The organism is Marinirhabdus gelatinilytica, from assembly GCF_003353425.1.
GTDB lineage: Bacteria > Bacteroidota > Bacteroidia > Flavobacteriales > Flavobacteriaceae > Marinirhabdus > Marinirhabdus gelatinilytica.
Genome location: NZ_QRAO01000001.1, coordinates 446,439 through 469,272 on the forward strand (window position 1 = coordinate 446,439; position 22,834 = coordinate 469,272).

At 41.8% G+C, this 22,834-nt stretch carries 25 protein-coding genes; 23 read left to right on the forward strand and 2 right to left on the reverse strand.

Annotated features, from left to right (window positions below; translation table 11 throughout):
• Positions 1-10 precede the first annotated feature (10 nt).
• A complete protein-coding gene (locus C8D94_RS02000) occupies positions 11-268 on the reverse strand; it encodes a DUF6341 family protein (protein ID WP_115122229.1) in 258 nt (85 codons plus the stop codon).
• A gap of 39 nt (positions 269-307) precedes the next feature.
• Between C8D94_RS02000 and C8D94_RS02005 the strand changes: the two genes are divergently transcribed.
• The 6 genes from C8D94_RS02005 to C8D94_RS02030 all read left to right on the forward strand — a co-directional run bounded on the left by C8D94_RS02005 (position 308) and on the right by C8D94_RS02030 (position 5,126).
• The gene (locus C8D94_RS02005; RefSeq protein WP_115122230.1) at positions 308-1,231 is read left to right on the forward strand and encodes a DUF6427 family protein; all 924 of its coding nucleotides are present in this window, start codon (positions 308-310) and stop codon (positions 1,229-1,231) included.
• Entirely contained in the window at positions 1,228-1,872 is a 645-nt protein-coding gene (locus tag C8D94_RS02010) for a hypothetical protein (RefSeq protein ID WP_115122231.1), read from the forward strand. Before C8D94_RS02005 ends, C8D94_RS02010 begins: the two co-directional genes overlap by 4 nt.
• On the forward strand, positions 1,869-2,864 hold the full coding sequence (locus tag C8D94_RS02015) for a DNA adenine methylase (protein WP_115122232.1): 996 nt from the start codon (positions 1,869-1,871) through the stop codon (positions 2,862-2,864). Before C8D94_RS02010 ends, C8D94_RS02015 begins: the two co-directional genes overlap by 4 nt.
• 99 nt (positions 2,865-2,963) lie before the next feature.
• Positions 2,964-3,380 (forward strand): endonuclease domain-containing protein, encoded by a 417-nt coding sequence (locus C8D94_RS02020; protein WP_115122233.1) that lies wholly within the window; start codon positions 2,964-2,966, stop codon positions 3,378-3,380.
• A gap of 44 nt (positions 3,381-3,424) precedes the next feature.
• Positions 3,425-4,030 (forward strand): DUF4254 domain-containing protein, encoded by a 606-nt coding sequence (locus C8D94_RS02025; protein WP_115122992.1) that lies wholly within the window; start codon positions 3,425-3,427, stop codon positions 4,028-4,030.
• Between the two features lie 67 nt (positions 4,031-4,097).
• Positions 4,098-5,126 (forward strand): glycosyltransferase family 9 protein, encoded by a 1,029-nt coding sequence (locus tag C8D94_RS02030; RefSeq protein ID WP_245946165.1) that lies wholly within the window; start codon positions 4,098-4,100, stop codon positions 5,124-5,126.
• Positions 5,127-5,331: 205 nt separating this feature from the next.
• Here C8D94_RS02030 and C8D94_RS02035 read toward each other — a convergent pair whose 3' ends face one another.
• Positions 5,332-6,381, reverse strand: a complete 1,050-nt coding sequence (locus tag C8D94_RS02035) for a ferredoxin--NADP reductase (RefSeq protein ID WP_115122235.1) — start codon at positions 6,379-6,381, stop codon at positions 5,332-5,334.
• A 195-nt stretch (positions 6,382-6,576) separates the two neighbouring features.
• Between C8D94_RS02035 and porW the strand changes: the two genes are divergently transcribed.
• The 17 genes from porW to C8D94_RS02120 all read left to right on the forward strand — a co-directional run bounded on the left by porW (position 6,577) and on the right by C8D94_RS02120 (position 22,785).
• Positions 6,577-9,129 (forward strand): type IX secretion system periplasmic lipoprotein PorW/SprE, encoded by a 2,553-nt coding sequence (gene porW, locus C8D94_RS02040; protein WP_115122236.1) that lies wholly within the window; start codon positions 6,577-6,579, stop codon positions 9,127-9,129.
• A gap of 28 nt (positions 9,130-9,157) precedes the next feature.
• Positions 9,158-9,616, forward strand: coding sequence for a bactofilin family protein (locus C8D94_RS02045; RefSeq protein ID WP_115122237.1), 459 nt, complete (start codon positions 9,158-9,160; stop codon positions 9,614-9,616).
• Positions 9,616-9,840, forward strand: coding sequence for an AtpZ/AtpI family protein (locus C8D94_RS02050; protein WP_115122238.1), 225 nt, complete (start codon positions 9,616-9,618; stop codon positions 9,838-9,840). Before C8D94_RS02045 ends, C8D94_RS02050 begins: the two co-directional genes overlap by 1 nt.
• 94 nt (positions 9,841-9,934) lie before the next feature.
• Entirely contained in the window at positions 9,935-10,291 is a 357-nt protein-coding gene (locus C8D94_RS02055; RefSeq protein ID WP_115122239.1) for a hypothetical protein, read from the forward strand.
• Positions 10,292-10,364: 73 nt separating this feature from the next.
• On the forward strand, positions 10,365-11,507 hold the full coding sequence (gene atpB / locus C8D94_RS02060) for a F0F1 ATP synthase subunit A (RefSeq protein WP_115122240.1): 1,143 nt from the start codon (positions 10,365-10,367) through the stop codon (positions 11,505-11,507).
• Positions 11,508-11,629: 122 nt separating this feature from the next.
• Positions 11,630-11,821: an ATP synthase F0 subunit C gene (atpE, locus tag C8D94_RS02065; protein WP_109648393.1), complete on the forward strand. Its 192-nt coding sequence runs from the start codon at positions 11,630-11,632 to the stop codon at positions 11,819-11,821.
• Between the two features lie 109 nt (positions 11,822-11,930).
• On the forward strand, positions 11,931-12,434 hold the full coding sequence (locus tag C8D94_RS02070; RefSeq protein ID WP_115122993.1) for a F0F1 ATP synthase subunit B: 504 nt from the start codon (positions 11,931-11,933) through the stop codon (positions 12,432-12,434).
• A gap of 5 nt (positions 12,435-12,439) precedes the next feature.
• Positions 12,440-12,979 (forward strand): ATP synthase F1 subunit delta, encoded by a 540-nt coding sequence (atpH, locus tag C8D94_RS02075; protein WP_115122241.1) that lies wholly within the window; start codon positions 12,440-12,442, stop codon positions 12,977-12,979.
• A 79-nt stretch (positions 12,980-13,058) separates the two neighbouring features.
• Positions 13,059-14,639: a F0F1 ATP synthase subunit alpha gene (atpA, locus tag C8D94_RS02080; protein ID WP_115122242.1), complete on the forward strand. Its 1,581-nt coding sequence runs from the start codon at positions 13,059-13,061 to the stop codon at positions 14,637-14,639.
• An 86-nt stretch (positions 14,640-14,725) separates the two neighbouring features.
• Positions 14,726-15,598 (forward strand): ATP synthase F1 subunit gamma, encoded by an 873-nt coding sequence (gene atpG, locus C8D94_RS02085; RefSeq protein WP_115122243.1) that lies wholly within the window; start codon positions 14,726-14,728, stop codon positions 15,596-15,598.
• 113 nt (positions 15,599-15,711) lie between these two features.
• Positions 15,712-16,227, forward strand: a complete 516-nt coding sequence (locus tag C8D94_RS02090; RefSeq protein WP_115122244.1) for a hypothetical protein — start codon at positions 15,712-15,714, stop codon at positions 16,225-16,227.
• 31 nt (positions 16,228-16,258) lie between these two features.
• Positions 16,259-17,719, forward strand: coding sequence for a lipopolysaccharide biosynthesis protein (locus C8D94_RS02095; RefSeq protein WP_115122245.1), 1,461 nt, complete (start codon positions 16,259-16,261; stop codon positions 17,717-17,719).
• Between the two features lie 129 nt (positions 17,720-17,848).
• Positions 17,849-18,286 (forward strand): dUTP diphosphatase, encoded by a 438-nt coding sequence (dut, locus tag C8D94_RS02100; RefSeq protein ID WP_115122246.1) that lies wholly within the window; start codon positions 17,849-17,851, stop codon positions 18,284-18,286.
• A gap of 33 nt (positions 18,287-18,319) precedes the next feature.
• Positions 18,320-19,336, forward strand: coding sequence for a sugar nucleotidyltransferase (locus C8D94_RS02105; RefSeq protein WP_115122247.1), 1,017 nt, complete (start codon positions 18,320-18,322; stop codon positions 19,334-19,336).
• 44 nt (positions 19,337-19,380) lie between these two features.
• A complete protein-coding gene (locus C8D94_RS02110; protein WP_115122248.1) occupies positions 19,381-20,769 on the forward strand; it encodes a tetratricopeptide repeat protein in 1,389 nt (462 codons plus the stop codon).
• A gap of 1 nt (position 20,770) precedes the next feature.
• Positions 20,771-21,535, forward strand: coding sequence for a DUF4292 domain-containing protein (locus C8D94_RS02115; RefSeq protein WP_115122249.1), 765 nt, complete (start codon positions 20,771-20,773; stop codon positions 21,533-21,535).
• Positions 21,535-22,785, forward strand: coding sequence for a murein hydrolase activator EnvC family protein (locus C8D94_RS02120; RefSeq protein WP_115122250.1), 1,251 nt, complete (start codon positions 21,535-21,537; stop codon positions 22,783-22,785). The genes C8D94_RS02115 and C8D94_RS02120 overlap by 1 nt, the downstream gene beginning before the upstream one ends.
• Positions 22,786-22,834 lie beyond the last annotated feature (49 nt).

Here is a 22,834-nt window from a genome sequence, read left to right on the forward strand (position 1 = left end):
TTAAAAATGCTTAATCCCGAGGAGCATTTGGAATGTCGCCCAAATACCCGTGTGAGGTCTGGCTGCGGTCTTCTTCGTTGTTCTCGTTGTATTTTTTTAGTTGTCCCATCCAGTAGATAAAGGCTACAAAGCCAATAACCATCAATAGCCAGTTCACAATATTGCTAAGGGTCCAGCTATCGGTTCCCAATCGTAGGAATTCCAGGGGTGCAAAAAGCACGTTTTCGGTAAATGCTTGTATCCCTTCAAAAACTTCTTTAAAAGTCATAATTGTATATTTATCTTGCAAAAGTAGAAAACAGCAACCATGCTCACAAACTTTTTTGGTAAATCTAGCCCTATCAATTTCATAATTTGTGGTGTTTATCTCTTATTTGCAGTTTTTCCCTCCTTTTTTATAGAAATACCAGATGTTTTAACATTTCAGGAAATACTTACAAAAGGAGGATTTTGGCTAGTGTTGGTGTTTGCTATGTTGCTATTGGATTTCATCATTAGAAAAAACAATCTTACGGGCCACAATACTTTTGGGGTCTTTATCTTTAGTGGTCTTGTTGCTATGTTGCCCGTCGTTTTTACCAGCGCTAATATCATATTTGCCAATGTGTTCCTATTGTTGGCGCTTCGCAGGATGGCTAGCCTAACTTCTGAAAAAAACATAGAGAAAAAGATTTTCGACGCCTCATTTTATATCACCATTGCAATGCTATTCCAGTTTTGGAGCGTTCTTTTTTTTGCACCGTTGTATTGGGTTATCTCGCGAAGTAACGTCGCCAGTTTTAGGATGCTGTTTATTCCATTAGCAGGGGTTTTTGCAGTACTTATATTGTGGGTTACAGCACACTTGTTGATGTTTGACAGTGTCACTTGGTTCTTGGACTGGATACCGCCACTGCAATTTGATTTTGGCACTTACAACAAGGCCAATGTGTTGCTGCCCGTGGCATTTATTGCAACGTTACTGGTCTGGACGATGGTATTAAGGGTGTTAAAATTTTCTTCAATGCCCAAAAAACTCCAGCAAAACTATAGGCTGATTACTTTCGTGGTAATCACCTCAATGGCAATGCTGTTTTTAGGTCCTATAAAAACAGGTGCCGAGTTACTTTTTCTATACGCACCTCTTTCAATAGTAGCCACCAATTATATTGAGAGATTAAAAGATATTTTGTTCAAGGAAATGCTGTTATGGGCGTTTGTGCTCCTACCCATAGCCCTATTGTTTGTATGATGGAATATACCTTGGGCCAAATACAATCCGAATTACAAAAAAGGTTGCCGTACCGCTACAGGTGGGGGCAAAAGCAGAACGATATTTGGGATGCCCACACGGCATTTATCTATGAAATATTGCGTTGGGAAACATTGCTGGAGCGTATGCAACAAGTAATAGTTGCCGAAAATTTAGACAAAGGAAAATTGTTCGATTATGCTGCAAACCGCTGGTTTAACTTTTGGAGTGCTGTGGGGGTAGAACAGATATTCGCCCAAAAGGAAGGAGTTAAGAAAGTAAGTGACAGGAGAGATTCCGAAAAGGATTTTTACATACAGAACATTCCCTTCGACCATAAAACATCGGTCTTTCCAAAAATGTTCCCTCAGGACCTCCAGTATGCCAAGCAACATAAAAAGGAGTTGCTGTACTGGCTTTACAAACACCAGAGTGCACAAAAAAGGTTTCATTTAAAGAACAGGCTCTTTGTAGTGGTGCACGCCAAGGACGGGGCCCATTGGAGATTAAAGGCCAACCTTTTAGGATTCAACAAAGAGATTTCAAAATACATACACAACTTCTCGCAGGCACAATTACAAACCCTTACTTTTGCAAACGATGAGACGGCGTTGAGTGATATTATTTGGGTACACGAATGAACTACATAGGCTCCAAAAACAAACTTTCCAATTTTTTGTTCCAGACCATTACTTCGGTGACGGGGGATTTGGAGTACGTCACCTTTTGCGATCTCTTTGCGGGTACGGGCATCGTGGGCAGGACGTTTAAGCCATATGTGAAAAAAGTAATTGCCAACGATGTAGAATTTTATAGCTACGTACTAAACCGTAATTATATCGAGAACACCCAACATTTTGAGTCCCAAAAATACATTGGCGCACTCAATGACCTGCCTGGAAAAAAAGGGTTTATCTTTCAGAATTATGCACAGGGAGGAAATGCAGGAAGAATGTATTTTTCTGCTGAAAACGGACAAAAGATAGACGCCATCCGTCAACAGATTGCAACTTGGAAAAGCAAAAAGGAAATTTCAGAAAACATCTATTATTTCCTGTTGGCATCGCTACTGGAAAGTGCCGATAAGGTTGCCAACACCGCTTCGGTATATGGTGCGTATCTCAAAAAGATTAAAAAATCTGCAACAAAGCCCCTTATATTAATGCCTGCCATTTTTACTGAAACGGAAACCCATCATGAGGTATTTCAGCAAGATGCCAATAAACTCATACATACTATTGAAGGAGACATACTATATATGGATCCACCCTACAACGCACGTCAATACGGTGCAAATTACCACCTGCTCAATACCATTGCAAAATACGACACCTTTCAGCCCAAGGGAAAAACAGGCCTGCGCGAATACTATAGAAGCGATTACTGTAAAAAAGGAGAAGTGTTAAAGAGCTTTACAGAATTGTTGGAAAATGCTAACTTTAAATACATTTTCTTGAGCTATAATAACGAGGGGCTAATGAGCCAAAAAGAAGTTGAGAAAGCTATGCTAAAGTTTGGCCACTACAGTTTAAAAACAACCAACTACCAGCGTTTTAAAGCGGACAAGACAGAAAACAGAAACCACAAAGCCACAGAAACTACAGAGTTTTTGCATATATTGGAAAAAAGGTAATGAGAGATCTCCCCTCAAGAAAGAGGGGGGCTTTTAGCTTCCCAGAAGTTAAAAGACGGAGTGTGTAAAAACAATTTAAAATGAATAAACGGGTAATCAATGAAAATCTACTACAACCCCAAACTTAAAGAATTGGCCCGACAGCACCGAAACAATTCCACGAAGGCTGAAATAAAAATATGGAAATACTTGAAGAGCAAACGAATGAGGGGTTACGATTTTCATAGACAAAAGCCAATTGATGAATATATTGTGGATTTTTTCTGTAACAAATTGAAACTGGCCATTGAATGCGATGGTTACTCCCACCAAATTGCTGAAACGTGGGAAAAAGACCAGGTAAAAACAAAACGGCGTAAAGACCTGGGAGTTTCAGTATTGAGATTTTCGGATAACCAGATTTGGAACGACATTGATAATGTAATTCGGGTTATTGAGGATTATATTCATAATTTTGAAGAAAAATTTAAAAGCATAAATACACACCCCGAATTTAGAAATACTTCGTATTCCTAAATCCACCCCTCTTTTTAGAGGGGAAGAAAAAATGAAAAACTATGATTTTTAGCCAAAAAGCAAACAAGATATTTTTAGAGGCCATTGTAAAATATCACGAGAAAGACGATGTAAACCAACCGTTTAGCAATCCATATAGTAAAGAAGACGAACTTCTAGAGCACCTACTATATAGAAAGTGCTGGATAGACACAGTGCAATGGCACTACGAAGATATTATCCGTGACCCAAATATAGATCCCGTTGCTGCACTAGCATTGAAAAGAAAAATTGATGCCAGCAACCAGGATAGGACAGATATGGTGGAGTACATAGACAGTTACTTCCTTAAAAAGTACGAAGATGTTGTGCCTAACAACGATGCAACCATCAACACCGAAAGCCCTGCTTGGGGTGTGGATAGGCTTTCCATTTTAGCTTTGAAGATTTACCACATGAACGAGGAAGCCACTCGTGAAGACGCCACTCTGGAACACAGGGAGGCCTGCCAGAAGAAATTAAATGTACTCTTGGAACAACGTACAGATTTGAGTACCGCTATAGACCAACTCTTGGACGATATTGCGCACGGACGCAAGTACATGAAGGTTTATAAACAAATGAAGATGTACAATGACGATGAGCTGAACCCTGTTCTAAGAAAAAAATAACCTAACCTCCCCTCTAGAAAGAGGGGATTGAGGGGTGTGTATTTCCCAATAGTTATAAAATTTCAATTTGAAAACCCCCAGACACATCCTCGTCGTCCGTCTCTCCGCTTTAGGAGATGTGGCGATGACCGTCCCTGTACTTCGCGTTTTTTCACAAACCTATCCAGAAGTTAAGCTCACGGTGGTTTCGAGAGCGTTTTATAAGCCGTTGTTCAGGGATATTAAAAACCTTCAGTTTTTAGAGGCAGATGTGTACGGCACACATAAAGGTTTCGGTTTGTTGAAGTTGGCAAAAGAAGCTAAAACCCTGGGTGTTGATGCTGTGGCCGACCTACATAATGTAATCCGTTCAAAAATACTTACTGGTTATTTTTCCTTGAGAGGGATTAAGACCGAAACTATAGACAAGGGAAGGGCAGAAAAGAAAGCCCTCACCAAAAATCCTGAACAATTAAAAAGGCTAAAAAGCACCCATCAACGGTACGCTGATGTTTTTGAAGCCCTAGGTTTTCCGTTGTATTTAACTACTCACGTGTATCCTCCAAAAAAAGAACTCACCCCACAACTGCACGACCTCATTGGCAAGCACACAAAAAAAATGATAGGGATCGCTCCGTTTGCGGCCTATAAAAGTAAAATGTATCCATTAGAGCTGATGAAGGAAGTGGTGTACAATTTAAACGAAGACAATCTGTATAAAATATTCCTATTTGGCGGTGGAAAAAAAGAAGAACAGTTCTTGGACACGTGGGAAAACCAGTTTGAGAATGTAACCAATGTAGCAGGTAAATTCAATTTTGAAACAGAACTCACGCTTTTATCCAACCTAGACCTAATGCTTTCTATGGACAGTGGTAACGGACATTTAGCGGCATTGTACAACGTGCCTGTGGTTACATTATGGGGCGTGACGCACCCGTATGCTGGATTCACCCCCTTTAATCAGCCCAACGAGCACCAATTGGTTGCCAATAGAGGACAATATCCACTTATCCCAACCTCGGTTTATGGTAATAAATTCCCAGAGGGTTATGAGGACTCCATGCAAAGTATCCCAGTGGAAACGGTGCTTCATAAAATTAAAGAGGTAATTTAAGGTTATTGTGGACAGCTTGTTCTTTAACAAATAAGTACAACCACAGAGCAATAGCAACCATTCAGATCTCACGGGTTGCAGTCGCGCCACCAAAAAAATGCATCAGGTCATTCCACCACTCAAGCCTCAAAGCCAAAAAGGGCGAGCGAAGCAGCCAGTGCACTACCAGCAATTTTAGTCGCACCCTTCCAACTAATTACTAAAATTATACATCATCATAATCTACCGCCAGAGTGGGCGTAGTAGGGTGTGCTTGGCAGGTCAGGACCAGACCTTCGGCAATCTCGCTATCGGTCAATATTTGGTTTTTGCGCATTTCGGCCTTTCCTTCGGTGATTCGTGCTATACAAGTACTGCAAATCCCACCTTGACAGCTGTAGGGCGCATCCAGCCCTTTATCCAGCACAGCCTCTAAAACCGAAGTGTCCTTGGGCATAGCAAAGGATTCGGTTTCATCATCTACCGTAACGGTCAAGGTGGTTTCCCCTTCATGGGGTTCGACCAAGAGGCCTTCTTCGGCAGTGGTAAAAAGTTCAAAATGGATCAATTTTTCGTTGATACCGTTCTCCTTTAATGTTGAGGATACCTCGTCTATCATAGGTTCTGGTCCGCAGATGTAAAAAGCATCAAAAGAGGTAAATTCAAACTTATTCTTTAGGTAATAGTTCACAATGCTTCGGTCTATCCTCCCAAAGCGGGCATTGTCCTCACGGGAGCGACTATAGATAAACTCCAGTTCAAGCCTTTCTGGATAGTTGCGCTTCAGTTCCATCAAACTACTGTGGAACATGGCCTCAAGTTGTGATTTATTTCCGTACACCAATAAAAACTTGCTGTTGGGTTCATCACGCAGGACAGTTTCAATAATGGATAGTACGGGCGTGATACCGCTACCCGCAACAAAGGCCGCATAATAATTTTTGGCCTTTTCATTAGTGTCCAAAACAAATTTTCCTTCTGGCGGCATCACCTCCAGCGTGTCTCCCTCCTTGAGTTGTGTGTTTGCATAGACCGAAAAAGTCCCCCCTTCCACCTTTTTTATCCCCACTTTTAACAGCTCGCTACTGGGGTGGCTGTGTATGGAATAGGCGCGACGTATCTCGTTACCTTCAGTAATGTGTTTTATGGTGATATATTGTCCGGGCTTATGGGCAAAGGAGCTTTTTATATCTGCTGGAATCTCGAAAGCAACCGAAACTGAATTTGGAGTTTCTTTTTCAATTTTTGAAACGCGTAGGGTATGGAATTCGCTCATAGAGGATTATATGATTTCAGCAAAAATAAGGAATAAGAATCGTAAAAAAGATAGAAACAACCATAGGAAAAACCAATTTTGAAAGCCAAAACGGCCTATTTCTAAAAAAGAAGCGTATTTTTACGCTTCCTTTAGTCCGTACATACTAAAATCGAAGTATTTAAGTTAGAATACGTATAAAAAAGAAACTACATTTTGAACGGTATTTATAAAACTACAATAGCACTACTGGCAGTATTGATGCTAGTAGCTTGTTCCCGAAAAAAGAACACCTTTTTGAGCCGAAACTTCCACGCGGTAACGGCCGAATATAACACGCTTTACAACGGTGGTCTGGCCTTTGAAGATGGTAAGGAAGAGCTGGCGTTGACCTATCAGGACAATTATTGGGAAATCCTTCCCGTGGAGCGTGTTACCCTGCAGGACGAAATAGACACCCCGGGAGAGAAAAAAGACCCTAATTTTGAAAGAGCCGAAGAAAAAGCTGTAAAAGCAATACAAAAACATTCTATTTATCTCGATGGGAAGGAATACAACCCACAGATAGACGAAGCATACATGCTCCTGGGGAAGTCTCGTTATTTTGACCAACGTTATATCCCTGCGCAGGATGCTTTCAACTTTATTTTAAATCGTTATCCCACCAGCAACAACATTAACCGCGCAAAGGTGTGGAAAGCAAAGACCAACATACGCTTGAACAACGAAGATGTTGCCCTGGAGAACCTTCAGAAAATGATGGATGAAGCAGAACTGGAAGAAGAAGAACTGGCCGAGGCCTCTGCGATCATGGCGCAAGCCTATATTAATTTAGACTCCCTTCCAGAAGCATTGCCGTACATCAAGCTGGCTTCAGAATACGAAAAAAAGAACGAGCTTAAAGGTCGCTATGCCTATATAAAAGGGCAAGTGTACGACAGGCTGGAGATGAAGGACAGTGCCAATCTAGCCTACGATGAGGTAATCGAGATGAACCGAAAGTCGCCACGGGTGTATATGATAAACGCATACATAGCAAAGGCGAGAAATTTCGATTACGACAAGGAAGACAAGGTAGCTTTCCTCGAATTGTTGACCGATCTGGAAGAGAACCGTGAAAACCGCCCATTTCTTGATAAAATTTATAACCAAATAGGCGAATATTACCGAAACTATGATAGTATTGGCCTTGCCATAGATTATTACAACAAGTCCATACAAGATTTCAAGGGCGACAAGTATTTACAATCTATGAACTACCGCACGCTGGCAGAAATAAATTTTGATGCTGCAAACTATAAAGTGGCAGGCGCCTATTACGACAGTACCATTACCAATTTAGCTATAAATACCCGTGAATGGAGACGCTTTAAGAAGAAGCGTGAAAACTTGGATGATGTTATTAAATATGAGGACATTGCCACCCAAAACGATAGTATTCTTTCGCTGGTCGCAATGAACGAGGGAGAACGCCTGGCCTATTTTACTGAGTACACAAACCAACTAAGAGAAAAAGCGCGACAGGACAGTATTGCACAAGCCAAAGCCGAAGATAGGATTACAAACAAAGAATTTTACAAGAAGAACACCGGTGGCACGAGCAAAGCAGGAGAAGGTAACAGCACCTTTTATTTTTACAACCCTACAACCGTTTCCTACGGAAGACAGGAATTTAAAAACATTTGGGGAAGCCGAAAGCTAGAGGATTATTGGAGACTCTCGAGCAAGCAAACAGTTTCCATCGAAAAAGAAGGCCCCATTGTTGAAACCGTAAAAATTAACGAAAGCGAGCTCTACGACCCGCAGAGTTATATTGTAAATATCCCTTCGGACCAAAAAGTGATAGATAGCATCGCCAAGGACCGAAACTTCGCATACTATCAATTGGGGCTCATCTACAAAGAAAAGTTCAGGGAGTACGGCCTTGCCACTAACAGGTTGGAAAAACTCCTTACACTCAACCCAGAGGAGCGCCTAATACTGCCCACCAAATACAACCTCTACAAAATTTACAACCAAGAGGAAAACATAGCACTGGCAGAAAAGTATAAAAACGATATTATAAACAACCACCCGGATTCCCGCTATGCTGAAATTTTACTCAATCCCAACACCCAGTTGGCAACAGACGAGAGCAGCCCGGAATATAAATACAAGGAACTTTACAAAGAGTTTGAAAAATCTCGCTATGGATATGTAATTGATACCGCCGATGAGTATATAACCCTATACAACGGAAACGATATTGTTCCCAAACTTGAAATGCTCAAGGCAACAGCACTGGCACGCCAAGACGGTTTCGAAGCGTATAAAAAAGCGCTGAATTACATAGCATTGAACTATCCAAACTCCGAAGAAGGAAAAGAAGCTGAAACGCTCTATAAAACCACTGTCCCAAAACTGGCACAAAAAGATTTCAGCACAGACGAGGAGAGTGACAAGTGGAAGCTGGTATACCAATTCCCAGTAACCGAAAGAGAGGCGGCCACTGCCTTACAAGACAAACTGAATGAGGGCATAAAGGAATACAACTATTTCAATATGAGTACCTCGGTAGATTATTACGACCCAAACACTATATTTGTGATAGTCCACGGCCTTAATACCCGAATGGGCGGAAGAGGCTTTGCCGAAGTTCTGAAAGAGAACAAGAAGTATAAGATTAAAAGAGAATCTTTCGAGATATCATCGCCAAACTATAAGATAATCCAGATCCATAAAAACCTAGACAGCTACTTACGAGAAACAACACTAGAGGCAGAAAAATAGAAAACAACAATCCCCAAAAACAAACACTATGTTTTCAGATAAAAATAAACAAACCAAGAGTATGGAACCATCAGCAAGTCAAAACAGGATCAATGAAGGAACCGAGTTAAAGGGAGACATCATCTCCAGCGGTTTTTTCAGGATAGACGGAACAGTAAGTGGAAACATTAGCAAGCCGTCCAAGGTTGTCATAGGTAAAAACGGTAGCGTGAACGGAAAACTTATTTGCGAGGATGCCGATATTGAAGGCAAATTTGAAGGTAATCTAGACGTCTCCGGCACACTCACCTTAAAATCTACTGCCCATATCGAAGGCGAAGTGATTGTAGGTAAACTGGCCGTAGAGCCCGGAGCCACCTTTAACGCTTCGTGCAGTATGCAAGGGGCCAAAAAAGCCAAGCCAGAAAACAGCACGAACACCGAAGAAAAAGCACACCCTTACGACCGTCAACAGCGCTTAAAGAAGCAATCTGAGCCACTCAAATAGTGGCAAACAACACTCCATCGGGTTTAAAACGCTGGCTCGTCCTCACCGCCATTGGGCTGGAAATGGGAGTCGTTATATATCTATTTGTACAGTTGGGCAAATGGTTGGACACCACCTATGGGGCTGTAGATAGCAAGACCTACCTTATTATATGTACCCTGGCGGGAGTGGCCATTTCCTTATTTTTAGTACTGAAACAAACCAATAGGTTGAATAGAGATTAAGCTTACTGAAATGTTCCAAGCCACAAAATTTTTAACGATTCTTCTCTTAATACTGGCTGTAACCTTGGGGTTACATATAGGAGTACTTTATCTAATGGATCTGCCACTTTTTTCAGATAAAATTGTACTCAGTTATGGCGTTAATTTTTTACTGGCGGCATTCATTTATATCATTATTCAACAAATCCTGAAAAATAACGGTACCTACGCAGGCTTTGTTTTTATGGCCGGTAGTGCTCTCAAATTTGTAATTTTCTTTACGGTTTTTTACCCGTCTTACAATCAGGACGATGTGATGCAAAAGACCGAATTTACTGCCTTTTTCATTCCCTACGCCGTCTGTCTCATTCTTGAAGTTACCTACCTTTCCAAACAGCTTAACAATCAGCCCTATTCCCCAAAAAATAGCCAAGATCCAGCAACATCAAATTCAGAAGAAAAAAAGAGTTGAATTTGTTTTTTGTTTTTGTAAAAGTACCCTATTTTTGCACCGATTTTAAGGACACCGAATAATTGGTTCAAAAATGCGAAAAAACACATTGGTTAGAGTATTGAGCGTTCTCATCTTAGCGGTAGGCTTTTCTGCCACTGCAGCACCCCAAAAAGATGATGGTGATTCCCCAAAGGACACCAAAACCGAAATCAAGGAATATATAGCGCATCACCTTCAGGATTCCCACGATTTTAACATAATGGCCTCTACCGATGAAGAGACCGGTGAGGTACACCACTACGGTTTCCCACTTCCAGTGATCTTTTGGGACGATGGAAAACTACACACGTTTATGTCTTCCAAATTCCACCACGGTGAAACTGCGGTTGAATCCCAAGGAAATCATTACAAATTATACCACAGCAAAATATATAGAGTAGATGCCGATGGAAATTTGAACTATGACGAAGCCCATGGCGACCATCCCACAGGAAGGGTTCATTTAGATCTTTCCATTACGAAAAGCGTGGTGATGATGTTGGTAACGGGATTGTTGTTAATATGGTTGTTCCGCAGCTTGGCAAAGAGCTATGGCAAGAACGGAAGCATTCCCAAAGGGATTGGCCGCTTCTTCGAGCCTATCGTACTTTATATCCGTGATGATATTGCTAAAGCGAACATCGGAGAGCATAAATACAAAAGGTATATGCCTTTCTTGTTGACCGTGTTCTTCTTTATATGGTTTTTGAATATGTTCGGTCTCACACCTCTTGGGGTAAACGTAACAGGAAATATTGCAGTAACCGCCGCATTGGCAATCTTGGTGTTCTTGTTAACAAACTTTACTGGGACCAAAGATTACTGGAAGCACATTTTCGATCCGCTAGGCGATGGTATGCCTTGGATTGGTAAAGCAATAATATACATCATCCTAATTCCTATTGAAATTTTAGGACTGTTCATCAAGCCGTTTGCGCTTATGATTCGTTTGTATGCGAACATGACAGCGGGACACGTAGTATTGATGAGCTTGATAGGTTTGATATTTATTTTTAAGAGCTGGGTAGGCGGACCGTTAAGTTTCGGACTGTCCTTCGCCATCTCATTGATAGAATTATTTGTAGCACTCTTGCAGGCGTACATCTTTACGATGTTGGCTGCCTTGTATTTCGGGTTCGCCTCCGAAACACACGAACATGCCGAAGAGCATGATGGAGAAGTGGCTCACCTATAATTTTCGACTCCGCTCAGCTTACTGGTGAGCGTTTCGGAATTATAGTAATAATCGCCCGTATCCTGAGCGTAGTTGAAGGAAAGGGTTTTAAGCAGAATGTTTAATTTTTAATTATATATATTATGGAAATCCCAAGTGTAGTAGGTGCAGGTTTAGCGGTAATCGGTGCAGGTATCGGTATCGGTATGATCGGTGGTAAAGCAATGGAAGCAATTGCTCGCCAGCCAGAAGCTTACGGAAAAATTCAAACAGCGATGTTGATTGCAGCGGCGCTTATTGAAGGAATTGGTTTCGCCGCGATTTTCGCAGGGTAATCAAACAAGATAACATATCGCCGCAACGGTTGGTTGCGGGGATGTGTTTCTATTTTAAATTAGACTTTAGTATAAACCAAAAAGATTCCCGTTTTTTCGGGAAATGAATATGGAAAAATTAATAAACGACTTTTCATTCGGGCTTTTTATCTGGCAGATCATCTTGTTCCTGCTACTGTTGTTTCTATTGCGCAAGTTTGCATGGAAACCTATTCTTAAAGCGGTAGAAGACCGTGAAACAGGAATCAAGGAGGCGTTGGATTCTGCTGAAAAAGCAAAACTGGAAATGGCCAACTTGCAGGCAGACAACGAAAAATTGTTGCAAGAGGCTCGTGCCGAACGCGATACAATGTTAAAAGAGGCGCGTGAGATGAAGGCAAAGATGATTGCAGATGCCAAGGAAGAAGCCCAAGCTGAAGCCAACAAGACTATCGCAAACGCACAAACGGCTATTGAAGGTGAAAAGAAAGCCGCCATTGCCGAGTTGAAAGAAACCGTTGCAAATCTTTCGGTAGAAATTGCCGAGAAGGTAGTGAAGAGCGAGTTGTCCAATAAAGACAAACAACTAGAACTGGTTGACTCCATGTTGAAAGACGCCAACTTAAACAACTAAAACAAATGAGCAGCAGAGCAGCCATACGATACGCAAAAGCAGTCTTGGACCAAGCAAACGATGCCCAATTAGGTAATGTTGTTTTTGGCGATATGAAGTCTGTTGCGGCTACTATCGAGAACAGTAAGGAATTACGAACGGTGTTGAGCAGCCCTGTAATTAAAGGGGAAGACAAAAAGCAAGCCCTACATAAGATATTTGAGGGAAACAGTGATGTGACCAAAGGCTTGATCGATATCTTGACGAACAACAACAGGATCAATTTGTTGGCTGGCGTGGCACAGAGTTACGTAACACTCTACAACGAAGCGCAAGGCGTAAAAGTTGCCGAGGTTACCACAGCAGTACCAATTTCTTCAGAACTGGAGACAAAAGTACTCGCAAAAGTTAAAGAAATGACGGGGAGCGACAGCGTGACCTTGAATAATATCATAGATGAAGCAATCATTGGCGGATTTATCCTCCGTGTGGGCGACCTGCAATACAACGCAAGCATTGCCAACCAATTGGATAGTATAAAAAGAGAATTTACTAAATCATTATAAGTAACTGCACTAGATAGATATCCGGTGTCACCCTGAGCGTAGTCGAAGCACAGTCGAAGGGTACTAAACTTAAAACAAAATGGCAGAAGTTAAACCAGCTGAAGTTTCAGCAATCTTAAAACAACAACTTACGGGCTTTGAAGCAACCGCTTCATTGGACGAAGTAGGAACTGTATTAACCGTAGGAGATGGTATTGCACGTGTATATGGGCTTGCCAATGCAGAATACGGAGAATTGGTAGCGTTCGAGAACGGTATGGAAGGTATCGTTTTGAACCTGGAAGAAGATAATGTAGGGGTTGTATTGTTAGGACCCTCTAGAGGTATTGCCGAAGGAGCAACCGTAAAGCGCACCCAACGTATCGCATCTATCAACGTAGGTGAAGGTATCGTAGGTCGTGTGGTAAACACCTTGGGACAACCTATAGATGGTAAAGGAGCGATAGAAGGTGAGTTATACGAAATGCCATTAGAGCGTAAGGCACCAGGGGTAATTTACCGTCAACCGGTAAACGAGCCGTTACAAACAGGAATTAAGAGTATTGACGCAATGATCCCAGTAGGTCGTGGCCAGCGTGAGTTGGTTATTGGTGACCGTCAAACAGGGAAATCTACCGTATGTATCGATACCATCCTGAACCAAAAAGAATTTTACGATGCTGGTGAGCCAGTATATTGTATCTATGTTGCGATTGGGCAAAAAGCTTCAACAGTAGCAAATATTGCAAAGGTATTGGAAGATGCTGGAGCACTTGCCTATACTACCATTGTAGCCGCAAACGCATCGGACCCCGCACCAATGCAGGTATATGCGCCGTTTGCAGGAGCTGCCATTGGGGAGTACTTTAGAGATACAGGGCGTCCAGCCTTGATCGTGTACGATGATTTGTCAAAACAAGCGGTAGCATACCGTGAGGTGTCCTTGTTGCTTCGTCGTCCACCAGGGCGTGAGGCATATCCTGGAGACGTATTTTACCTTCACTCAAGATTGTTGGAGCGTTCCGCAAAAGTAATTGCCGATGATGCCATTGCTGCTGAAATGAACGACCTTCCAGCTTCGTTAAAGGAGAAAGTAAAAGGAGGCGGATCCTTAACGGCACTTCCTATTATTGAAACACAAGCGGGTGACGTTTCGGCATATATCCCAACCAACGTAATTTCGATTACCGATGGACAGATCTTCCTAGATGGTGACTTGTTCAACTCTGGGGTACGTCCAGCGATTAATGTTGGTATCTCGGTATCTCGTGTGGGAGGTAGTGCACAGATCAAGTCAATGAAGAAAGTATCCGGTACGTTGAAACTGGACCAAGCAGCCTTCCGTGAATTGGAAGCCTTTGCAAAGTTTGGTTCCGATCTGGATGCAGCTACCCTCAACGTTATTGAAAAAGGAAAGCGTAATGTAGAGATCTTGAAGCAACCAGAGAACACTCCTTATACGGTGGAAGACCAGATTGCGATCATCTATGCAGGTTCAAAGAACTTGTTGCGTAATGTTCCTGTTGAAAAAGTAAAGGAATTTGAAAGAGACTATCTAGAATTATTGAACGCAAAGCACAGAGATATTTTAGATACACTGAAAGCAGGTAAATTGACTGACGAGGTAACAGATACCTTAACAGCTGTTGCCGCAGACCTTTCAGCTCGTTACAAGTCTTAAAACAAGTATAGCAATGTCACCCTTAGCGCAGTCGAAGGGTCTTTTATAACGAAACCAGTGCAATTCTGGTTCGATAACACAAAAGAATGGCAAACTTAAAAGAAATAAGAAACAGAATAGCATCGGTTAGTTCAACCATGCAGATAACCAGTGCCATGAAAATGGTATCTGCTGCCAAGTTGAAAAAAGCCCAGGATGCCATCACAGCGATGCGTCCCTATTCTGAAAAATTGACCGAGTTATTGCAAAACCTGAGTGCTACCCTGGATGCCGATAGTGGAAGCACCTTTTCGGAGCAGCGTGAGGTAAATAAAGTGTTGGTCGTGGCAATTACCTCCAACCGTGGTTTGGCCGGTGCCTTTAATACCAACGTTATCAAGGCAACAACCGCTTTGATGAACGAAACCTACGCAGGTAAACAAGTAGATTTTGTGACCCTAGGAAAGAAAGGGAACGATATCCTCAAGAAAAAAGGGAACGTTACTACGTTCAACTCTGAAATTTTTGATGACCTTACCTACGATAATGTTGCCGAAATCGCAGATGCCCTGATGACCAGTTTTGCGGAAGGTACGTACGACAAAATCGTATTGGTATACAACCACTTTAAGAATGCTGCCACTCAAGAAGTAAAGCGAGAACAATTCTTGCCTATTTTGCCACGCAAACAGGAAGAAGGTGTGGAAAATACTTCAATCCCTAATTATATCTTCGAGCCCAGCAAAGAAGAAATTGTAGAAGGATTGATCCCAAAGAGCTTAAAGACACAATTATTCAAGGCTATTAGGGATAGTGTTGCCAGTGAGCATGGAGCCCGTATGACGGCGATGCACAAAGCAACCGACAATGCCGGTGAGCTGAAGGACTCACTCACCTTGGAATACAACAAGGCACGTCAAGCAGCCATTACCGCAGAGATCTTGGAGATTGTTGGTGGTGCTGAGGCATTGGCAGGATAACTTCGATTCAAAATACGAATATAAAACCCCAAAGGTCCCTAGGCTCTTTGGGGTTTTTTAATTCCCTATCTTTATGGCAGGCGTTTTGTAGCGTCTTAAACAAAAACAATAGTATGTTCGGTCGATTTTTAAAAATTTCAAGTTTGGTGGTATTGTTTAGCTTATATAACTGCGGAAACACAAAAAAAACCGTTTCAGAAATAGAGCTAGTCCAAAACCCACCTTTTTCTATTGTGGAGAGTTATTCCCAAGATTGGGTTGCAGGAACGCCAGAAGGAGGCTCTGGTACCAAGGTATATGTTAAACTGGAATCTATCCCAAGCGAGGTTGATTTGTTGGAAGTTTATTTTAAGGACCGCGTTGCCCAACTAAAGATACGGCCCGTAAATTCCAGCCAATACGTTGGCTATTTTATGAACCAAACCATACGTCCGGATATCATAATGGACAGTGACCCCATAAAAGAAGCTGCCAACAACCCGCCTAAAAAGTTGCCCTTTAACCTACAAGAAGGGGAAGCAGTGATACGGTATTTGAACAAGGGTACTATTCAATACTATAAAATTGAAAACCTAGAAAGCAAAGAAATATTGGCATATCCATCCTCCAACCCTAAGGGTGATAATTAATTTCAATACTTTTACGCTTTAAATTTCGGTATTGGGCGTTTTTAAAAAACTCTTTCAGCAAACATTTATCTATGGTCTGGCAACAGTGCTACCACGTGCCTTGGCCATTGTGTTGGTTCCACTTTATACAGCTGTTTTAGCACCTTCGGCCTTTGGTATTTATGCCACATTGATGTCTTATATCATTTTGGGCAATGTATTGCTATCCTATGGGATGGAAACGGCCTTTTTCCGCTTTATCAACAAGCACGCAGCCCAAAAAAAAACGGTTGAGGCAACCGCACTAACATCTCTCACGGCAACGGCAATTAGCTTCTTGATATGTACACTGCTATTTCGGGAACAAATTGCAAATACCATAGCGTTTAAAGTTGAATACGTAACCTATGCACTCCTTATTTTAGTTCTTGATGCGCTGGTAATCTTGCCCTTTGCTTGGTTTAGAGCAAATGAGCGGCCTAGGCGTTACGCCATCATCAAAATCCTAAATGTTTGTATCAATCTAGGCTGTAATCTCTTTTTCTTTTTAGTGTTACCAAGACTCGTTACAAATACTTCAGAAAATTTTTGGAGCACGATCTACACCCAAGAGAACAAAGTGGTATATGTGTTCATTTCGAATGTAATCGCCAGTGGGGCAACCCTGTTAATGCTCCTTCCTCTATATGTTAAAATAGGTTTTGGTTTCAACAAGAAACTATGGAAACAAATGCTTAAATATGCCTTCCCGGTGCTCGTTGCGGGAGTCGCTTTCAGTATCAATGAAGCCTTCGATAAAATCATGCTGAAATACCTTCTCCCCGAAAATGTCGCTGAGGCCGAAGTAGGGGTATACGCTGCCTGCTACAAGTTAGGCGTGTTTATGACGCTTTTTGCTACTGCATTTAGGCTAGGGATTGAACCTTTTTTCTTTAATCATGCGAAAGAGGCCAATGCCAAGACCACCTATGCTACAATCACAAAGTATTTCTCCATTTTTGGGAGTGTGATATTGCTGGTGGTGATTGTGTATATAGATATCTTTAAAAAAATACTCATTTCGGATTCCGAGTATTGGGTGGCGCTCTCCATAGTGCCCATTATTCTATTGGCAAATCTATGTTTGGGGATTTATCACAACCTATCGGTATGGTACAAGGTGACAGATAGAACCAGATTTGGGGCCTATATTTCCATCGTGGGTGCCCTCTTAACGCTAGGGCTCAATTTTACACTTATCCCACTGATGAGTTATATGGGTTCTGCGATCGCTACCTTGGCGGCTTATGGGACTATGATGGTTCTCTCGTATTTCTTCGGAAGAAAATACTATCCCGTTCCTTACGATCTCAAAAAAATTGGCGGGTATTTAGTACTTTCCGTAACGTTTTCCGCTATCGCATTTTATGGTTTTGACGGTAATCTCATCATAGGAACTGCATTATTATTGGTATTTTTGTTACTCGTGTTCCTTTTAGAAAAAAAGGACTTGAAACGAATTATGAATAGGTGACTTCGATACAATTCTTTAAAACCAATTAGATTTTAAAAAATTACTCAGCCACCTTAAATTGTGAAGTATAATTAATTATTCCGCATATTGAGTCCTTCAACAAGCTCAGGATGAACTTAAAGCCGAAGTATGACCAACATTAAAATAATAAACAAGTCCAACCATCCGTTGCCAAGCTATGAAACCATTGCAAGTGCTGGGATGGATTTACGGGCCAATGTTGCTGAGCCGTCAACGTTAAAACCGTTGCAACGCGCCATCGTAAAAACAGGTCTTTTTATTGAATTGCCCATAGGTTTCGAGGCCCAGGTACGTCCACGAAGCGGATTGGCCGCCAAAAAAGGAATTACCGTGCTCAACGCCCCAGGAACGATAGATGCCGATTACAGAGGCGAAATCGGGGTGATCTTGGTGAATCTGAGCAACGAGGAGTTTACCATTGAAAATGGCGAGCGCATCGCACAATTGGTCATTGCAAAGCACGAAAGAGCCGTGTTTGAGGAAGTTGAAGAACTTTCGAAAACAGACCGCGGTGCTGGGGGATTTGGGAGTACCGGAACAAAATAAACGAATTTAAATCTTAAGACATATCATCAAAAAATGAAAATAATAGTCCCCATGGCAGGACGCGGTAGCCGCCTTCGCCCACATACCTTAACCGTTCCAAAACCTCTTATCCCCGTAGCGGGTAAACCTATTGTACACCGTCTGGTGGCCGATATCGCTGGGGTGTTAAATGAAGAAATTGACGAAATTGCTTTTATTCTGGGCGACCCAGCATTCTTTGGAGAGGATGTAGTCGAAAGCTTAAAAGAACTGGCAAAAAGTCTTGGTGCAAAACCCAGTATTTACCGCCAGTTAGATCCCAAGGGAACCGGCCACGCCATTATGTGTGCCGAACCTTCCTTGAGCGGCCCCACTGTGATTGCCTATGCCGATACCTTGATTCGAGCCGATTTTGACCTGGACAAACAGGCAGATGCCGTTATCTGGACCAAAAAAGTAGAAAATCCTGAAGCGTATGGTGTGGTCAATTTGAACGAGAACAATGAAATCATCGAACTGGTTGAAAAACCCGAAACCTTTGTGAGCGACCAAGCCGTCATTGGGATCTATTATTTCAAAGATGTTTCAGCGTTGAAAAAGGAACTCCAGTACGTGCTTGATAACGATATTATAAATGGGGGAGAGTACCAGATTAATGACGGCATTAAAAGAATGATGGCCAACGGAAAAGTCTTCAAGACCGGAACCGTGAGTGAGTGGATGGATTGTGGCAATAAAGAGGTTACCGTTGAGACCAACCAGCGTATGTTGGGCTTTTTGGCCGAAGCAGGCGAAGACCTTATTTCAGAAAACATAAGCAAAGAAAATTCAAAAATCATTGAGCCTTGTTGTATTGCCGAAGGTGTGGTTCTTAAAAATAGCACCGTAGGTCCTTATGTTTCCATAGGGCAAGGCACAATAATTGAGGATAGTACCGTTAAAAATAGTATAATCCAGAGCCATTCAGTAGTTAAAAATGCTACCTTGGACAATGCAATGATAGGCAACCACGCAACGTTCGACGGTAATTTTACCAACGTGAGCATAGGTGATTATTCACAGTTGAGATAAAAAGAAGCCCTTTCAGTAGGCAGAGGGTGTAAAGAAAACAATACATGAGAATAGCGAAAAAAATTTCTCTTACATTCATCGGAACCTTTTTTTCCGCTATTTCCCTCATTGCCCAAGAAAACGAAATAAAGGGTGAGGACAGCGCTACGGTAAACGAAGATCTGGGTACGGTGACCGATGCGTTTCAGGAAAATTTTTTTGAGGCGCTTAAACAAAAAGGAATTGAGAACCACGAGCTGGCACTGGATGCCCTTGTCAAAGCCGAAAGAGCCGCCAATGGCAACAAGGAGAACCTTTCAGTAATAAGTTTTGAAAGAGGGAAGAACCTAGCAGCCCTTAACCGATACGATGAAGCCGAAGCGAGTTTCAATTCTGTATTAGCAGTACAACCCGAAAATATAGATGTACAAGAAGCGTTGTATGACGTTTATTACAAGACACGAAACTACGATAAGGCTATCCCACTGGTTCAAAAACTCATAAAAGAAGATGAAGACTACAAAGAAGATCTAGTAAGCCTTTACAACCGAACTAAACAGTACGATAAAGCGTTGGAACTGCTGGACGAGTTGGACGAGTCTTGGGGCGAGAGCACCTACCGTAATGCCCTTAGAAGGAATATTTACAAGGTTACGGGCAATAGCGAAGGCGCCATAAGCAACCTGCAGGAAAAAATTGACGAAAACCCCAAGAACGAACAGGACTACCTAAACTTGATATTCCTTTATAGCGAGCAGGGCGATACCCAAAAAGCTTTCAGCACGGCTAAGGAATTGTTGAAAAACCAACCAAAGAGCGAGTTGGTGCACTTGGCTTTGTATAAATTTTATCTGGACGAAGGGGAAAAGGAGAAAGCATTTGAGTCTATGAATATCGTGTTCAATTCCTCTAAAATTGAAAAGGAAAGCAAGTATAAGGTTTTGGCAGATTTTATTGGTTTCGTGAACGAAAACCCTTCGTACGAGGAAAATGTTGAAAAGGTGGTGACCTCTTTTAACAATGACGGCTCTGGAGAGGTATATGAAACCCTTGGTAAATATTACACTTCCAAAGGACAACAGGATGTAGCCCTTAGCTTTTACGAAAAAGGAGTGGCACTGGACAACGATAATTACAGTCTGCTAAAAAACACCTTGTTGCTACAAATAGAGCTACAAAAAAACACCGAAGCTGCCATTTTAAGCGAAGAAGCCCTAGCAACATTCCCAGCACAAGCTTTCTTGTATTTGCTCAATGGGGTGGCGAACAACCGTTTGGGTGAGCACGATACCGCTATTGAAAGCCTTGAGACAGGTCTGGATTTTTTACTGGACGATCCACAAGTAGAGCGTGATTTTTATGACCAGCTGCGGGTAGCATTCGATGCCAAGGGCGACGCCAACAAAGCAGCATCCTACAAATTAAAAGCAGCACAAATAAAGCTGGACAATTAATATGAACAAAGCACTAATAGTTGCAACCTTTACATTCCTCCTCTTTTCCTGTAAAGGGACCAAAACCACAACCAGCAACGCCGAAGATCTTGCCTTAAAGAACATAGTCTCATCCCACGATGCTGCTATGCCAGATTTCAATACACTTGCGGCGCGTATGTATGTTGTTTATGAGGACGATAAAAAGCAACAAGGCATTACAGTGAGCTTGCGTATGGAAAAGGATAAAATAATATGGATGAAAGCATCTATATTAGGTATTACCCTTGCAAAAGCTAAAATAACACCAACACGTGTTAGCTACTACGAAACTGTAGGAAATACCTATTTCGATGGAGATTTCAGCTTGTTGAGCGATTGGCTGGGAACCGAGATAGATTTCAAAAAAGCACAAGCCATTTTATTGGGACAAAGTATTTTTCCTATTGAAAACGGGCAATACACTTCAAATGTCCAGGGTGACAAGTACAAACTGCAACCCAAGACACAGCCCTACAACTTTATACACTCCTTATTGATGCTCTCCAATAACTTCAGGATAGCTTCAGAAACACTCTCGCAGCCTTCAGATGAAAGAATTTTGACTATCATGTATGACGATTACCAAACAATAGAAGGGAGTTTGTACCCTACCCAGATTAACGTAATGGCTTCAGAAAAAGATAGTAAGACAACCATAAACCTCACCTATCGCAAGATAGAACCCAATGTTTCCATCAATTTTCCGTTTACCATACCAGACGGCTATTCTGAAATTCAATTGTAATGCAAAAAAAACTGCCCTTTTTATTGGCCCTGGCTTGTTTTCTTCTTTTTACTGCTGAAGGGTTCTCGCAATCTGAGAAACAGAAGGAACTGGAAGCACAACGCCAAGCACTGTTACAGGAAATCAAGCAAATAAACTCGCTCTTATTCAAGACACGTGGCGAGAAAAAGTCGGTCCTCACGCAGGTAGAGGATCTGGATCAGCGCATTGCCACTACAGAAAACCTGATTAAGATTACAAATCGCCAGGCCAATTTGCTCACCCGGGAAATCAATGACAATCTCTCAAAAATAGACAACCTACGTAGCGAACTCACCGCGTTAAAAGAAGATTATGCTGCGATGATAAAAAAATCCTACAAAAGCAAGAGCGAACAGAGCAGGGTAATGTTTTTATTGTCTTCAGAAAGTTTCTTGCAGGCCTATAAGCGGCTCCAGTATATGAAACAGTACACTAAGTTCCGTAAGCAACAAGGCGAATCCATAAAGGAAAAAACGGAATTATTGAAGATACTGAATACCGATCTGTTGTCCCAAAAGGAAAAGAAAAACCAACTCATTGCTGAAAATAAAAAAACAAAGGCACAACTCACAAAAGAGCGTCGTAACCAGCAGCAATTAATCGCTTCACTAAAAAAGGACGAAGGTACATTTGCCAAACAAATTAGAGCCAAACAAAAAGCCGCCGATGCCATAGACAGGAAAATTGAAAAGATTATTGCCGATGCCATAGCAGCTTCCAATAAAGCAGCCGGAAATGAAACAGTAACCGGCAATACTGTAACCAAGCGTAACTCGACATTTGCCATGAATGCAGAGGCTAAGACCCTAGCGGCCAATTTTACCTCAAACAAAGGAAAATTACCTTGGCCCATTAATAAAGGCGGTATTGTTGTAAAGCGTTATGGAAAGCAACAGCATCCACAACTGCCCAACGTAACTACCTTTAACAGTGGTGTAGAGATAGCAACAGAGGACGGGGCAAAGGCGCGTGCGGTTTTCAACGGAACTGTGTTGAGCATTATACAAATTCCTGGAGCCAATAAGGTTGTGATGGTACAGCACGGAAACTATATTTCGGCGTATAAAAACCTTACTGATATCTTGGTACAAAAGGGAGATAAGGTTACCACTAAACAAGAGTTGGGTACTGTGTATAAAAACCCAACACTGGGCAAGACTATTTTAAAGTTCGCCATTTACCAAAACAGTAAACGTCTAAATCCTGCAGATTGGATTTATAGAATGTAAATCTTAAGGAAGCTGTTGTACAATTAAAAAGCCCCGAGCAGAAATGCTG

Excerpts from the sequence above, each read along its gene's own strand:
- C8D94_RS02000 (WP_115122229.1), bottom strand. The coding sequence starts at position 268 with ATGACTTTTAAAGAAGTTTTTGAAGGGATACAAGCATTTACCGAAAAC.
- C8D94_RS02005 (WP_115122230.1), top strand. The coding sequence starts at position 308 with ATGCTCACAAACTTTTTTGGTAAATCTAGCCCTATCAATTTCATAATT.
- C8D94_RS02010 (WP_115122231.1), top strand. The coding sequence starts at position 1,228 with ATGATGGAATATACCTTGGGCCAAATACAATCCGAATTACAAAAAAGG.
- C8D94_RS02015 (WP_115122232.1), top strand. The coding sequence starts at position 1,869 with ATGAACTACATAGGCTCCAAAAACAAACTTTCCAATTTTTTGTTCCAG.
- C8D94_RS02020 (WP_115122233.1), top strand. The coding sequence starts at position 2,964 with ATGAAAATCTACTACAACCCCAAACTTAAAGAATTGGCCCGACAGCAC.
- C8D94_RS02035 (WP_115122235.1), bottom strand. The coding sequence starts at position 6,381 with ATGAGCGAATTCCATACCCTACGCGTTTCAAAAATTGAAAAAGAAACT.
- C8D94_RS02045 (WP_115122237.1), top strand. The coding sequence starts at position 9,158 with ATGTTTTCAGATAAAAATAAACAAACCAAGAGTATGGAACCATCAGCA.
- C8D94_RS02055 (WP_115122239.1), top strand. The coding sequence starts at position 9,935 with ATGGATCTGCCACTTTTTTCAGATAAAATTGTACTCAGTTATGGCGTT.
- atpB (WP_115122240.1), top strand. The coding sequence starts at position 10,365 with ATGCGAAAAAACACATTGGTTAGAGTATTGAGCGTTCTCATCTTAGCG.
- atpE (WP_109648393.1), top strand. The coding sequence starts at position 11,630 with ATGGAAATCCCAAGTGTAGTAGGTGCAGGTTTAGCGGTAATCGGTGCA.
- C8D94_RS02070 (WP_115122993.1), top strand. The coding sequence starts at position 11,931 with ATGGAAAAATTAATAAACGACTTTTCATTCGGGCTTTTTATCTGGCAG.
- atpH (WP_115122241.1), top strand. The coding sequence starts at position 12,440 with ATGAGCAGCAGAGCAGCCATACGATACGCAAAAGCAGTCTTGGACCAA.
- atpA (WP_115122242.1), top strand. The coding sequence starts at position 13,059 with ATGGCAGAAGTTAAACCAGCTGAAGTTTCAGCAATCTTAAAACAACAA.
- atpG (WP_115122243.1), top strand. The coding sequence starts at position 14,726 with ATGGCAAACTTAAAAGAAATAAGAAACAGAATAGCATCGGTTAGTTCA.
- C8D94_RS02090 (WP_115122244.1), top strand. The coding sequence starts at position 15,712 with ATGTTCGGTCGATTTTTAAAAATTTCAAGTTTGGTGGTATTGTTTAGC.
- dut (WP_115122246.1), top strand. The coding sequence starts at position 17,849 with ATGACCAACATTAAAATAATAAACAAGTCCAACCATCCGTTGCCAAGC.
- C8D94_RS02105 (WP_115122247.1), top strand. The coding sequence starts at position 18,320 with ATGAAAATAATAGTCCCCATGGCAGGACGCGGTAGCCGCCTTCGCCCA.
- C8D94_RS02110 (WP_115122248.1), top strand. The coding sequence starts at position 19,381 with ATGAGAATAGCGAAAAAAATTTCTCTTACATTCATCGGAACCTTTTTT.
- C8D94_RS02115 (WP_115122249.1), top strand. The coding sequence starts at position 20,771 with ATGAACAAAGCACTAATAGTTGCAACCTTTACATTCCTCCTCTTTTCC.
- C8D94_RS02120 (WP_115122250.1), top strand. The coding sequence starts at position 21,535 with ATGCAAAAAAAACTGCCCTTTTTATTGGCCCTGGCTTGTTTTCTTCTT.